We start from the raw sequence: 13,501 nt of genomic DNA, 5'->3' as shown, positions 1-13,501 counted from the left end.
CTCACCCCTCTCATAACAAAAGCCCTTTTTCCACATGAAGGCAGAAAAAGGGCTTATACACACATAAAGTGTGAACCGAACCTTTCTAGCCTCACGGGACTATCATTAAAGGACTATTTAATCTAATAGGAATTATGGCAAACTTGCAGAGTTTTGTCAACTTCTATTTCTTAGATGTTGGATGGTTTTCGTGAATTCCTCAGGTGGATCAATTTCAAACGTCAACCGCTCGCCTGAAGTGGGGTGATCAAAGCCCAAGGTTTTCGCATGAAGGGCTTGTCCGTTCAAATCAAGCGTTTTTCGCGGACCGTATTTTGGATCACCTGCCAGCGGATGGTTAATATAGCGCATATGAACACGAATTTGATGGGTTCTTCCCGTCTCCAATGTACATTCGACGAGAGTAAATTCAGGAAAATGGTCAAGTACTTTGAAGTGTGTGACCGCATCACGGCCTCCCTCAACGACTGCCATACGCTGACGGTCTTTCGTATCACGTCCAATCGGAGCATCGATCGTGCCATATTCATGAGAGATCGACCCATGAACAATTGCTATATATTTTCGTTCCACTGTTTTGTCCCTAAGTTGTGTAACAAGAGACTCATGAGCACGATCATTTTTGGCCACCATCAATAGTCCGCTCGTATCTTTATCAATCCGATGCACAATACCCGGGCGCTCTACGCCATTGATTCCTGACAAATCATCACAATGATACAGCAAGGCGTTCACGAGCGTTCCACTCTCATGACCGGCTGAAGGGTGAACGACCATCCCAGAAGGCTTATTGACAACAATTACATCACGATCCTCATACACAATTTCAAGATCGATGTTTTCTGCCTTTAGCTCTAATGGCTTGGGTTCAGGGATTGTCCAGGTAATCACATCTCCCGCTTGAATTTTGTAATTACTTTTGACAGGTTGTTCGTTGACTAATACGAGATCCTCTTTTAACCAGCCCTGCACTTGGGACCTGGAAGCATCGTCGATAATGTCCGCTAACAATTTATCAATTCTTTTGGATTGGTCAGTATCTTTCGCCTGATAATTTTCACTCATGCTTTTACTCCTTTTTTCTGGCGTCGTTCATCAATAAATGTAGCAATGAGCACAAAGATCACGCCTACAACGAGTGATGAATCCGCGACATTAAAGATCGGAAAATTATAGTTTCCAATATAGAAATTAAGAAAATCAACGACTTCTTTTCGAAATAACCGATCAATGAAGTTCCCAATTGCACCGCCTAGAATTAAGGCTAGGGCCACTCCAACGAAGCTGCTTTGTTTCGCGAATTGACCCATATAATAAATAATCACACCAATTACGATGACGGTAACAATGTAGAAAAACCACATTTGACCCTGCAGGATTCCCCAGGCCGCCCCTTGATTTCGATGGGAGGTGATATAAAAGAAGTTCTCGATAACAGGAATGGATTCACGTATCTCCATAGTTCGTACAATGATCCACTTAGTCAGTTGATCAAGTACGATAATCGCAGCAGCAATCAAATAGAATATGTACATAATCGGCCTCCATTATTATTTTCCTTTGTTATTGTATCATAAAATGAAAGGAAGCGGAGGGACCAGGATCACACGTCTTCCCTCAGACTAGCTCGGCTTTCACGAGGCCCATGTTTTGTCTGCAATTAGTTTAATAACCTCAGAGGAAAATTATTGACTTATGGTGCCTAACGTGGTTAACTATTCATAGAATTCCAAAGGGGAGTAGCTTTAACAGTAACTGTCGTCATTACAGAGTGAGTAAGACCACTCTCGGCATTACTGGCAACTACGGTATTGTTAGCAAGACCTTTGACCATGTTGAATGGTGAAAGGTCTTATTTTTTGTGGTCTATACCAGTTCAACTTGGAAATGCATTCATCTTATATTGTCGTCTTGAAAGGAGAAATCAACATGGAATCAATCTGGCTGGAATATGGCTGGACCTTACTGGTGTTAATTGGTCTGGAGGGTATTTTATCTGCTGATAACGCCCTTGTGCTTGCGGTAATCGCCAAGCACTTACCAGAAAACGAGAAAAAACGTGCGATCGACTATGGTATTCTCATGGCCTTTATTTTCCGATTCGCTGCCATCTTCCTGATCTCATTTTTGGCAGGTGTCTGGCAAGTTCAGGCGATTGGAGCAGCTTACCTCATCTACCTCGGTGTTAAACACGTGTATGCTACATTTTTCGTTAAGAAAAATGAAGATGAAGAAAGTGAGGAAGAAAAAGCTGGAGCCGGGTTCTGGCCTACTGTAGCAAAGATCGGGATTGCCGATGTGGCTTTTGCGATCGATTCTATCCTGGCAGCCGTGGCCCTTGCCGTAACATTACCAGCTACACCACTTCCCCAGTTTGGAGGAATGGATGGCGGTAAATATGCGGTAATCGTCATCGCCACGATCGCAGGACTGGTACTTATTAAATTTGCGGCCAACTGGTTTGTACAACTTCTTGAAAAACGTCCTGGCTTAGAGACAGCAGCCTATTTGATCGTAACATGGGTAGGTGTGAAACTAGCTATTATTACATTGTCCCACCACAATGTCGGCATATTGCCTGAAACATTCGCTCACAGCACAATCTGGACAATTATTTTCTGGACCGTACTACTTACCATCGCAATCGGCGGCTGGTTCCTTTCCGATAAGAGCAAGTCACAGAAAGAAAAACAGCACTCCCTTTAATAATTTAATAATCAGCTTCATTGAACCATGAAAAGCCCTAACCTGTAACATCTAAGGTTAGGGCTTTTCATGTGCCAGGATATTATAAAATTCTTAGTACATGAATGAATTGCATAATCCTCAGCCTTTGCACGGCAAGGGATTGGTAAGTAAAACTGCCAGCACTTCCCAAGTATAGGCTAGTAGAAAATTTGAAATAACATTTATTAAATTCAGCCGTTCCTTCATCTAGATGAGGAGAAGGTGGTCGGGGAAATAACTCGCTTTCCGTGGGCGTACGGTGAGCTTCCTCAGGCTGCCGCCTTCCGAGATCTCACCCTGTACAATCCTCCCACAGGAGTCTCGTTATTTCCTCTCCCACCTTTCTATAAAAGAGAAAAGGAAAGGCTGGCTAGACCCCGGAGGAGACCGAGGAGGATTCCCGGTTAAAAAACGGTCTCAGGGAAGTTCGGCTAAAACCGAATAGGGAAGTTTGGTACGTCCTGTGCCAACGCCGAACGCCCCCACGTCCTGTGAGGCCGTGGAAAGCGAGTGGTTTCCCCTCCCCCTTCTCATATTATAAATACGGAACATTACTCTCAGGTTCAACAAACAGGACGATTGTTGAACAGCACAATTAGAAAGTGATCTATCAGTCTTCATTTTTGTACAAAAGCCATTATGAAATTGACTCACAAAAAAAGGTGCCGCTCCATCAACGAGCGGCACACTTTTTTATACTTCGTAATGTTCTTTCACAACGGTTGCACAACGTACACACAATTCTGGATGATCCTGATCTTTTCCAATATCATCAGAGGATACCCAGCAGCGCTCACATTTTTCCCCATCATGCTTCACAACTTCTACGTCCACATGCTCATAAGATTGGGCATCTTTTGCCTCTGTCGCTAAGGTTGCATCCGATACAATCAGAAGCTGATGAAGGTGCTCAATACTCGTAAGGACTTCACGTGTTTTGTCATCCTTAGGTACCAGGGTCACACGAGCCTCAAGTGATTTTCCGATCACTTTTTCATTACGGGCAACTTCAAGCGCTTTTAGCACGTCATCACGAACTTCCATGAAGTGATCCCACTTCTCAACGAGTGATGCATCGACAGGATCATTGGCTTCTGGCATATCGGTCAGCTGGACACTAGCTGTATCTGCTCCTGGAATGAAGCGCCAAGTCTCATCAGCCGTATGCGGGATAATCGGTGACATCAGCTTCACGAGAGAAGTTAAAATCTTATAATAAACCGTCTGGATGCTGCGACGGTAAGGATGATTCTTCGCTTCAATATACAGAATATCTTTAGCAAAGTCTAAATAGAATGAACTTAGATCAATGGTACAGAAATTGTGTACCTTGTTATAAACTACAGAAAACTCGTAGTCATCATATGCATTACGAACGTCATCTACAAGCGTATGGAGACGATGCAGCATATATTGATCCACTTCCTGAAGGTTCTCGTCACTAACCATGTCTGTGTTTGGATCAAAGTCGTGCAGATTACCGAGTAAAAAGCGGAAAGTATTGCGAACTTTACGGTAAACTTCAGCTACTTGTTTTAAAATTTTATCAGAAATTCTCACATCTGCTTGATAATCCGCAGAGGCAACCCAAAGACGAATAATATCCGCACCAAGCTGTTTCATCACTTTGTCGGGAACGATGACATTTCCAAGCGACTTACTCATCTTGCGGCCATTTCCATCCAGAGCAAATCCATGACTCAGGATACCTTTGAATGGTGCCTTTCCTGTAACGGCAACAGATGTCGATAACGAAGAGTTAAACCAGCCTCTGTATTGGTCCGATCCTTCGAGGTAAAGATCAGCAGGACGATTCAGTCCTTCTCTTTGATGCAGCACCCCCTGGTGGGAAGATCCGGAATCAAACCATACGTCCATAATATCCGTCTCTTTCGTAAACTCGCCATTTGGACTATGTTCTGACGTAAACCCTTCAGGAAGCAAATCTTTTGCCTCACGTTCAAACCAGACATTCGAACCGTGTTCACGGAACAACTCAGATACGTGAGCGATCGTCTCGTCTGTAATAATAGGTGTGCCATTTTCAGCATAGAAGACAGGGATCGGGACGCCCCACGTGCGCTGACGGGAAATACACCAGTCCTGACGGTCGCGAACCATATTATACAAACGGGTTTCTCCCCATTTAGGTGTCCATTTTACTTGATTGATTTCCTCTAATAGTTCTTCACGGAAATCTTTAATCGAAGCAAACCATTGATCCGTAGCCCGGAAAATAGTCGGCTTCTTCGTACGCCAATCGTGCGGATAGGAGTGCGTAATGAACTCAAGGCTTAACAAGGCACCTGATTCTTTCAGCTCATCCGTAATTGGTTTGTTGGCTTTATCATAGAACATACCTTCATACCCTGGAGCTTCCTCTGTGAAGACACCTTTATGATCGACAGGGCAAAGGACATCAAGGCCATACTGCTGGCCTACCCAGAAGTCATCTTCCCCGTGACCTGGTGCTGTGTGCACACATCCCGTACCACCGTCGACGGTAACGTGGTCACCTAGAACGACGAGTGATTCACGATCATACAATGGATGTTTGGCGGTTATACGATCCGCTTCTTTCCCTTTGAAAATCTGTTTCACTTCATAATCTGTCCACTCAAGCTTTTCAGCTACTGTGTCTAGCAGATCGCGGGCAATGACAAATTTATTTTGGTCGACTTGAACGACCGCGTAATCATAGCCCGGATTTAAAGCGATCCCTAAGTTAGACGGAATCGTCCAAGGCGTTGTCGTCCAGATGATAAACTTCTCATCGCCTTCCAGTAATCCTTTACCATCTTTAACGTCAAACGCTACATAAATAGACGGAGAACGCTTATCCTGGTATTCAATTTCAGCCTCAGCTAAAGCAGATTCAGAAGATGGAGACCAGAAAACCGGCTTAAGACCTTTATAAATATATCCTTTCTTAGCCATGTCGCCGAATACTTTAATTTGTTCGGCCTCATAATCTTTATTTAATGTAATATAAGGGTTTTGCCAATCACCGCGAACACCCATTCGTTTAAATTCATTTCGCTGACTGTCGAGCTGACCTAGAGCATACTCGGCACAACGCTGACGGAATTCCGCAACAGACATTTTTTTGCGATCTACCTTTTTCTTAGCTAACGCTGATTCGATCGGCAGCCCGTGCGTATCCCAGCCTGGGACATATGGAGCATGGTAGCCGGCCATCGATTTATATCGTACAATAAAATCTTTTAATGACTTATTCAACGCATGCCCCATGTGCAGGCTTCCGTTGGCATAAGGAGGTCCATCATGCAGCACGAACAACGGACGTCCCTCTGTCCGTTTTTGGACTTCCTGATAAATATTTAGATCTTCCCACATTTTCTGCATTTCCGGTTCACGATTCGGTAAATTGCCTCGCATCGGAAATTCTGTTTTAGGCATCAATAATGTTTCTTTGTAATTCATAGATGCTCCTCCTTCGTTTTCATAGAACTAAATCGCAAGCCAGAAACGAGATACCCCACTTCACTTGCCCGCAAATGATCCTGCCTTACAACGGATCTCTAATGACGATAAAAAAGCCTTCTCATCCCTAAGAAAGGGACGAGAAGGCTCGCGTTACCACCCTAATCAATCAGCTGGAACTCAGCTAATTCACTTGTCTTATTCGTATCGTGAATGACTCGACTACATCTACTGCTACAAGGTTCGACGTAGTAACTCAAGGGGGATTTTCCAACAGAGGCAAGCTTCGGTCTTCCACCATCACCGAATCGCTTCAGGAGTCCTTGCATCCCTGACGTACTTTCCCTATCATCGTTTGTTTCATATTCAATTATCCCGGCTAAATAGACATGGGAGTTTCACTTTATGCTTATGCATTATATGTAATCCCGTTCACGAAGTCAAGTATTATTTGTTGGCCAACTCTTCTTTTAAGTCAATTTCTTCATCAAATTCGGTTTCAAAGAGATGATCCCAGTCATCATTATCAATCATATCCACTTGTGCTTCTACGAGCATGCGCAGCCTCATCTTAAACACTTTAGCTTGTTTCTTCATCTCTTCAACTTCTACTGAAATTCTTCTTGACTTCTCTAAAGCCTCATTAATAATCCGGTCTGCATTTTTTTCTGCTTCCCGTACGATAAGTTTAGATTCTTTCGTCGCGCTATTTTTAACTTCTTCCGCGGTTTCCTGCGCAACAAGAATGGATTTATTCAACGTGGTTTCAATCGTGTTGAAGTGACCCAGACGTTCATTCATCTGTTCGACTTCACGCTCGAGTTCTTTCTTCTTACGAATGACGATTTCATAATCTTTGATGACTTGATCTAGAAATTCATTGACTTCATCCTCATCATATCCCCTGAACCCGCGTGTAAATTCTTTATTGTGAATATCAAGTGGTGTTAAAGGCACACCGGCCACCTCCCTATAAGTGTCGATACAAATAGCACTAGTTACTTCTTTCGACAGTCATTCGTGTAATTCCTCTAAATTCATCCAATTAATTTAGAAATCGTCACACGATACTTTTCTTTTTTCGTCATGCCATTAATTTGGTCTACTCTGCTTCTTCCACTCCCCCGCACAGAAAGGAGATCTCCTGCTTCTATAGAAAAGGATGGGCTTTCTACTATTTTAAAATTGACTTTCACATGCCCCGCCTCAATAAACATAGCTGCCTTTTTTCGAGATACGCCGTATATTTCTTTTACAACGACATCCAGCCTTAATGAACTTAACGTAGCGTCTTTTGATTGCCACACTTCGTTGCTTTCCATCAACGAGCTAAGCGGCTTTGGCTCGAAGTTTACTTTCGCTTTTTTCACGCCGGTAAAATTCATGCATATGTATTCACTAATTTCGGAAGCTGCCAGGATGTGAATCCACCCATCCTGAACGATGAGATCACCGAGTTTTTCCCTGCGAATGCCTAGTGACATAAATGCTCCAAGGACATCCCGATGCTCAAGTGTCATAAACTTTTCAGGATAACTCGCTTCCAACAGCACAACCTGGAAGTCCTGCTCGTTAATGACTTCATATTCAGGAGCTATAATCACTCGTTTTCTTTCACTGGCTTCTGAGCCGCCGTATAAGCTCCATTGCAGCACAGGATTATTTCCCATAACTGCACTTACAATCTGCTGTTCCCGGGGATTTAGAAAATCACTTTCTTTTCGTTCATAGCGCATCTCCACATCGTTCTCCCAGGAGATCACTTGATCGATAAATGGACGTTCGTCTTCTCTGAAATGCTGATAGATTTCCATAAGTTCACCACCGCTTACGACAAAAAGAACAGATGAGAGGCTGGCTGCTTTCGGCTAGCATCTAACCTGTTCCGATTTTCGGTTATTAATAAAAAATCATATTAAACAAAACTTGAAGACCTTGTCCTGCAAAACGTAAGACAAAAATGGCTACAAGAGGAGATAAATCAATCATTCCTAGCGGCGGAATGATCTTTCGAAACGGCTCTAGAAATGGTTCGCACATTTTACTGAGAATCTCACCAAAACTTGACTCTTTTGCTCCTGGGAACCAAGACAAAAGAATGTAAATTATTAAGAGCCAACTATAAATATTAATCGCAAAAAATAAAACATTGAACAACTGGGCCATCATTTACCACCTTCTACTCATATCTTCTTCTTCACCCATCAGCATTTCTGTAATCGAACCAGAAATCTCCACATTATCCGGGGTACATAAAAATGTTTGGGTACCAAGCTTTTGAATGTCTCCACCTATAGCATAAACGGTACCACTGAGAAAATCCACAATTCGCTTCGCTTGATGATGGTCTACTCGCTGCAAATTAATAACCACTGCTTTACGATTGACAAGCTGGTCAGCTATTTCCTGCGCCTCGTTATACGCTTTAGGTTCACTTAGAACCATCTTAGAAGACGACTTGGCGCTTTTCAGGCTCACTACATTTTGATGTTCCTGTCTTTGCCTGTTTCTTTGCATTGGTGCTATTTCTTCTTCCTCTGCTTCACTATCCATTCTATCTTCGTCGACGTATTCATATTCATCTTCCAGTGTAAAAAAAGATTTGAATTTGTTTTTCATGCTCATTCTGATCACCTCAGATATTTTTTATTATCCTACTAAACTAGATCCGACCCGAATGTGAGTAGCTCCTTCTTCAATGGCAATCTGGTAATCATTACTCATTCCCATGGACAGCCATTCGCAAGGAGCATGGGCCAGATGCTTGTCCCTTACCTGGTCACGTAAAGCACGCAGCTTTCTAAAAACGGCTCTTAATTCCTCTTCTGCCTCAATATGCGGCGCCATAGTCATTAGTCCGACAATCTTAATTTTGTCATAGGCCTTCATGGCCTCAATGAAGGAGCCCACTTCCTCTGGGGCGAGGCCATGTTTCGATTCCTCTCCACTGACATTAACTTGTACAAAACAAGAAACAGGGTCTTCAGCCCGCTTATTCATTTCTTTTGCCAGGGACCGGCGATCCAAAGAGTGAAGCATATCGATTTGGTGGATTACATCTTTCACCTTACGCGATTGCAGTGAACCAATAAAATGCCACTTCGCCTGATCTCCAATACTCTCATATTTCTCAAGGAAGCCTTCTTTCCTGTTCTCACCAAGATTTATAACCCCAGCTTCCAATGCTTCCTTTGTTCTCTCGATCGATACGTACTTCGTTACAGCAATGATCGTAATCTCATCACGATTACGATTACTTCTGCTGCACGCTTGCTCAATTGTTTCTTCCATTTTTGTTAAGTTGTCTGCTACAGTCATGTATGTATCGCTGCTCCTTTCACATTTACTTAAAGACCAATATAAGCCAGCATTCTTCCCGTTTTCCCATGGTCACGCCGATGAGAATAGAATAGCTCGTCTTCCTCATACGTACATAAATTCGTCTTATAAATGTGGGATTCGCGCAAACCTGCATCAAGCGCCGTTTGTCTGTTTAATTCTTTCAAGTCTAACATATATTTATCAGATCCCTTAGGAATGGACACTTTCTTCTTATAAGCTTCGGGAATGTGACGAATAACATGGTGGTCGACTTCATAATTTCGTTCACCAATGGAAGGTCCGATAACCATCCTCATGTTCGCGGCAGAAGCTCCCTGGCTTGTTAATGCATTAACCATGCGCCCAGTCATATCATGCACAGTACCTTTCCAGCCTGCATGAGCAATCCCAATCCATTCTGCTTCCGGGTCGATGAAAAGAAGAGGAACACAATCCGCATAGAAGGCGGTAAGAAGAAGATCTTTTTGATTGGTAATTAATCCATCTACATCAGCTATCGTCTGTTCTTTAGCAAATGCTCCTCTTCCTGCATCTTCCTGTTTGACAACGTGTACACCCGTGCCATGAACTTGTTGGCCCATCACCCATTGGGCTAATGGAATTCCCAATTCATATGCAAGTTCTTTGCGATTCCGTAACACGTCAGCTTCTGCATCGCCGACATGTAATCCCATATTTAATGAATCGTATGGCACTTCACTATACCCGTTCTGTCTCGTCGTTATTCCTGCTTTTACGCCATATTCTTCTAAACACGATAAATGTCTCGTCGCCTGGTGTTTGAAAGGCTCGGTCATAATACCACCTCAATTTCCCTCCATTTTACCACATTATTCATGCTTTTTCCTATATCATTCGTAAGTCATTCGTGAGAATTTGACTTTTGTTGACTCTTAACTCCACTATAACTGGATTTTTTCACTAAAATAACGTCGGCCCCAATGTTTACAATTTGTGTCCAGGGGATGACGATTTCCTCATCCTTGCCGAACAGCCCCATCGCTTTTCCTTTTAGGGTAATGACTAACCCTTGCAACTGGCCGCGCTGAGTGTCGATGTCTAAATCTGATATATAGCCGAGACGTTCCCCTGTTTCCATGGCAATAACATCTTTCATTTGCAGTTCAGAAATTTTCATTACTTCACCACTCCTTTCTAGAGTGTATGCACAAGGTCGGCAACTCTTTCTTTACAAAAAGAAAACACCGCTGCAATTCCTTGCAAACGGTGTTTTCCCTATTGAAACATAGATGAATTCATTTCCTTTATGGCCGCTTTCTCCAGCCTTGAAACTTGTGCTTGTGAAATACCGATTTCATCGGCAACTTCCATTTGAGTTTTTCCTTGAAAAAATCGTTTCGTTAAAATCATCTTTTCACGGTCATTCAGCTTTTTCATACCTTCTCTTAAAGATAGCTCGTCCACCCAGTTGGAATCTTTTTCACGGTCGTCCTTTAATTGATCGACAACAAAAATAGGGTCTCCGCCATCATTATAAATCGGTTCAAACAAGGAAACAGGATCCTGTATCGCATCCATCGCAAAGACAACATCCTCATGGGGCACACCCATTTTATCAGCGATTTCATGAGGGGCTGGATCCTTCGATGTTTCACCTATCATTTTCTCGCGCATTTGCAGCGCTTTGTAGGCTGTATCCCGAAGTGAACGGGAAACGCGAATAGGATTATTATCCCGCAAGTATCGGCGAATTTCTCCAATGATCATCGGAACGGCATAGGTGGAAAACTTCACATTGTGACTGAGATCAAAGTTATCAATCGATTTCATCAATCCAATACAGCCAACCTGGAATAAATCATCCCCGTATTCGCCACGATTGTTAAACCTCTGAATGACTGACAAAACAAGGCGTAAGTTTCCATTGACAAGCTCTTCTCGAGCACTGTCATCTCCACTTTGCATTCGTTTAAATAGGGCCCGCATTTCTTTATTTTTAAGTACAGGAAGCTTTGATGTATCTACACCACATATTTCTACTTTATGACGTGTCAATGTAAGACCCTCCCAAGAAGCTTTAATCAGTTCTCAGTATCTCCTTGGGAGGAAAATTTATGCACGACTTCATGTAAGAATATCTATACCATTTTATCAAACTCACGTTGCAGGCGGCGGATGATTTTCTTCTCAAGCCTTGATATATAGGATTGAGAGATGCCCATCATATCTGCAACATCTTTTTGAGTTTTTTCTTTTTTTCCAATCAATCCAAAACGTAATTCCATAATTTCTTTCTCACGATCGTTTAATTGTTTAAGGGCGGATTTAAGTAATGTTTTATCAATCTTTTTCTCAATGCCTCTGGTAATTAAATCTTCATCCGTTCCAAGTATGTCAGATAAAAGTAATTCATTGCCGTCCCAATCAACATTTAATGGTTCATCAAAAGAAACTTCAGTCTTAAGCTTGTTGCTCTTACGCAAGTGCATGAGAATTTCATTTTCAATACATCTTGACGCGTATGTTGCCAATTTAATCTTCTTCTCCGGATCAAACGTATTCACAGCTTTAATAAGTCCAATCGTACCGATACTAATTAAATCTTCGATGTTCAGTCCCGTATTCTCAAATTTGCGAGCAATATAGACAACGAGACGCAGGTTACGTTCAATCAGCATAGCCCTCGCTGCCTTGTCCCCTTTAGGCAGCCGTTCTAATAATTCGCGTTCTTCCTCTCGGGATAAAGGTGGAGGCAATGCCTCACTCCCGCCAATGTAATAAATTTCACTTTGCTTAATACCGAGTTTTATTAATAACTTATAAATCCATAACTTTAGTTTAAATTTCCACTTCATGAAAACTCTCCCTTCGCTAAGCCGTAATTCCCTTTAATGAAGCATGGGGATGAATTAAAATCTGGTACATTTGGTCGTGAGTTAAGTCATGATGCTGAACGCCTAGGAGTGGTTGATCTACCTTTAATTGACCTTCATCAGTATGAATGGTTATCGACTCGACAAAGAACGTAACCATCAACTGCCCAAGCGACCCTGCCCCCTGATACGGTACGACACGGACCGCTGATTGAACGGCAGGTGACAATTCTTCTAAGTGCTCCAATACTTCGTCTGTCTTTACGTACTCCAAATCCTGTTCGGGCAAAAGCTGTTTCCATACGTGGAGGTCAGCTAAGAAAACCATTTTCTTGCTGATTGGGTCAATCAACTGGTTTCCACTATCCACTAACCCGGTACAATCTGCTTGTTTGCCATCAAAGCTGACCGTGACAGTATACAAATCCTCTGATTTCATTTTGTGAGCTTGCACTTGTTCCATTCGCCATTTCGTAAACAACCATGATAACGGGAAGCCGACACACACAAGTACCCAGCTGACAGGATCTCCATATCCAGAAGAAAAGGTAATGATATTGCTTCCATCAAACTCAATTCGACTGTTTAAGAAAAAATGAATCCCAAGTAAAGCGCCTCCAATAGCAAACGTTACAAAATAAAACGTCAGCCATTGGATGAAAAATGATTGAATAGATTTAAAGGAAAACGCCATATAGATAATGAAAAGCGAAAAAAATAACTTCCCTAACGCTGAAGTTAACCAAATATGAGGCATATACACCGTAATAGGAACGATGCAGGAAGCAAACAAGGCTGCAACGGCCAAGCGCTTATTGGTCGTTTTCGCTCGAGTTAATCCTTGCGTTAAGTATAGAATCATCCCGTCCATGAAAATATTCAATGTCCAAACAGCATCAAGGTAAATCCTCCCCTCTCCTCTCTATTGATTTATAAATTAGTATAAAGCCTGTCTATGCAAAAAGTCTGTCACATTATGATTTGATTCAAAGCTAGTTTTGTTAGTTTCTGTCTAGTGGTTTATGGGGAATCTCAAAAATGAGTAGGGGGGAAAACTGCAGCATTAAGTACATAATAATTTTATTATGTAAACTAAAATATCGTTAGTTTAATAAATTCTATAATTTAAGCACCAGATGTCTTAATCTGGAATA

At 42.3% G+C, this 13,501-nt stretch carries 14 protein-coding genes and 1 other annotated feature; of the genes, 1 reads left to right on the top strand and 13 read right to left on the bottom strand.

Going from position 1 to position 13,501, the window contains the following annotated elements:
* Window positions 1-156 precede the first annotated feature (156 nt).
* The gene (locus tag B5354_RS15855; RefSeq protein WP_079529774.1) at window positions 157-1,065 is read right to left on the bottom strand and encodes an RluA family pseudouridine synthase; all 909 of its coding nucleotides are present in this window, start codon (window positions 1,063-1,065) and stop codon (window positions 157-159) included.
* On the bottom strand, window positions 1,062-1,535 hold the full coding sequence (gene lspA, locus B5354_RS15850; RefSeq protein ID WP_079529773.1) for a signal peptidase II: 474 nt from the start codon (window positions 1,533-1,535) through the stop codon (window positions 1,062-1,064). Before lspA ends, B5354_RS15855 begins: the two co-directional genes overlap by 4 nt.
* 394 nt (window positions 1,536-1,929) lie before the next feature.
* On the opposite strand from lspA, the gene B5354_RS15845 reads away from it, so the two are divergent.
* Window positions 1,930-2,706, top strand: coding sequence for a TerC family protein (locus B5354_RS15845; RefSeq protein ID WP_079529772.1), 777 nt, complete (start codon window positions 1,930-1,932; stop codon window positions 2,704-2,706).
* A 714-nt stretch (window positions 2,707-3,420) separates the two neighbouring features.
* Here B5354_RS15845 and ileS read toward each other — a convergent pair.
* From ileS to spoIIGA, 11 genes are all read right to left on the bottom strand, one after another.
* Complete coding sequence (ileS, locus tag B5354_RS15840) at window positions 3,421-6,171, bottom strand: isoleucine--tRNA ligase (RefSeq protein WP_079529771.1); 2,751 nt, start codon at window positions 6,169-6,171, stop codon at window positions 3,421-3,423.
* Window positions 6,172-6,302: 131 nt separating this feature from the next.
* Window positions 6,303-6,532, bottom strand: a binding site (T-box leader).
* 86 nt (window positions 6,533-6,618) lie between these two features.
* A complete protein-coding gene (locus tag B5354_RS15835) occupies window positions 6,619-7,128 on the bottom strand; it encodes a DivIVA domain-containing protein (RefSeq protein ID WP_079529770.1) in 510 nt (169 codons plus the stop codon).
* Between the two features lie 80 nt (window positions 7,129-7,208).
* Window positions 7,209-7,985 carry a YlmH family RNA-binding protein gene (locus tag B5354_RS15830; RefSeq protein ID WP_079529769.1) on the bottom strand — a complete coding sequence of 259 codons (777 nt, stop codon included), beginning with the start codon at window positions 7,983-7,985 and terminating at the stop codon, window positions 7,209-7,211.
* Window positions 7,986-8,070: 85 nt separating this feature from the next.
* Entirely contained in the window at window positions 8,071-8,337 is a 267-nt protein-coding gene (locus B5354_RS15825) for a YggT family protein (RefSeq protein ID WP_079529768.1), read from the bottom strand.
* 3 nt (window positions 8,338-8,340) lie between these two features.
* A complete protein-coding gene (locus tag B5354_RS15820; protein ID WP_079529767.1) occupies window positions 8,341-8,796 on the bottom strand; it encodes a cell division protein SepF in 456 nt (151 codons plus the stop codon).
* 24 nt (window positions 8,797-8,820) lie between these two features.
* Window positions 8,821-9,489 (bottom strand): YggS family pyridoxal phosphate-dependent enzyme, encoded by a 669-nt coding sequence (locus tag B5354_RS15815; protein WP_079529766.1) that lies wholly within the window; start codon window positions 9,487-9,489, stop codon window positions 8,821-8,823.
* Window positions 9,490-9,518: 29 nt separating this feature from the next.
* A complete protein-coding gene (pgeF, locus tag B5354_RS15810) occupies window positions 9,519-10,310 on the bottom strand; it encodes a peptidoglycan editing factor PgeF (protein ID WP_079529765.1) in 792 nt (263 codons plus the stop codon).
* Between the two features lie 65 nt (window positions 10,311-10,375).
* A complete protein-coding gene (locus tag B5354_RS15805) occupies window positions 10,376-10,651 on the bottom strand; it encodes a YlmC/YmxH family sporulation protein (RefSeq protein ID WP_079529764.1) in 276 nt (91 codons plus the stop codon).
* Window positions 10,652-10,749: 98 nt separating this feature from the next.
* Window positions 10,750-11,529, bottom strand: coding sequence for an RNA polymerase sporulation sigma factor SigG (gene sigG / locus B5354_RS15800; RefSeq protein ID WP_079529763.1), 780 nt, complete (start codon window positions 11,527-11,529; stop codon window positions 10,750-10,752).
* 83 nt (window positions 11,530-11,612) lie between these two features.
* Window positions 11,613-12,329, bottom strand: coding sequence for an RNA polymerase sporulation sigma factor SigE (sigE, locus tag B5354_RS15795; protein ID WP_079529762.1), 717 nt, complete (start codon window positions 12,327-12,329; stop codon window positions 11,613-11,615).
* Window positions 12,330-12,345: 16 nt separating this feature from the next.
* Window positions 12,346-13,254, bottom strand: a complete 909-nt coding sequence (gene spoIIGA, locus B5354_RS15790; protein ID WP_281252773.1) for a sigma-E processing peptidase SpoIIGA — start codon at window positions 13,252-13,254, stop codon at window positions 12,346-12,348.
* Window positions 13,255-13,501: the final 247 nt, after the last annotated feature.

This window comes from Halobacillus hunanensis (assembly GCF_900166655.1).
GTDB classification, from domain to species: domain Bacteria; phylum Bacillota; class Bacilli; order Bacillales; family Halobacillaceae; genus Halobacillus_A; species Halobacillus_A hunanensis.
The sequence above is the reverse complement of the archived record's forward strand: the minus strand, read 5'-3'. Positions and strand labels throughout refer to the sequence as shown.

Bases quoted from the DNA above. Each gene is read 5' to 3' on its own strand.
- B5354_RS15805 (WP_079529764.1), bottom strand. From the start codon at position 10,651: ATGAAAATTTCTGAACTGCAAATGAAAGATGTTATTGCCATGGAAACA.
- ileS (WP_079529771.1), bottom strand. From the start codon at position 6,171: ATGAATTACAAAGAAACATTATTGATGCCTAAAACAGAATTTCCGATG.
- B5354_RS15845 (WP_079529772.1), top strand. From the start codon at position 1,930: ATGGAATCAATCTGGCTGGAATATGGCTGGACCTTACTGGTGTTAATT.
- lspA (WP_079529773.1), bottom strand. From the start codon at position 1,535: ATGTACATATTCTATTTGATTGCTGCTGCGATTATCGTACTTGATCAA.
- B5354_RS15830 (WP_079529769.1), bottom strand. From the start codon at position 7,985: ATGGAAATCTATCAGCATTTCAGAGAAGACGAACGTCCATTTATCGAT.
- pgeF (WP_079529765.1), bottom strand. From the start codon at position 10,310: ATGACCGAGCCTTTCAAACACCAGGCGACGAGACATTTATCGTGTTTA.
- B5354_RS15815 (WP_079529766.1), bottom strand. From the start codon at position 9,489: ATGACTGTAGCAGACAACTTAACAAAAATGGAAGAAACAATTGAGCAA.
- B5354_RS15820 (WP_079529767.1), bottom strand. From the start codon at position 8,796: ATGAGCATGAAAAACAAATTCAAATCTTTTTTTACACTGGAAGATGAA.
- sigE (WP_079529762.1), bottom strand. From the start codon at position 12,329: ATGAAGTGGAAATTTAAACTAAAGTTATGGATTTATAAGTTATTAATA.
- B5354_RS15855 (WP_079529774.1), bottom strand. From the start codon at position 1,065: ATGAGTGAAAATTATCAGGCGAAAGATACTGACCAATCCAAAAGAATT.
- B5354_RS15825 (WP_079529768.1), bottom strand. From the start codon at position 8,337: ATGGCCCAGTTGTTCAATGTTTTATTTTTTGCGATTAATATTTATAGT.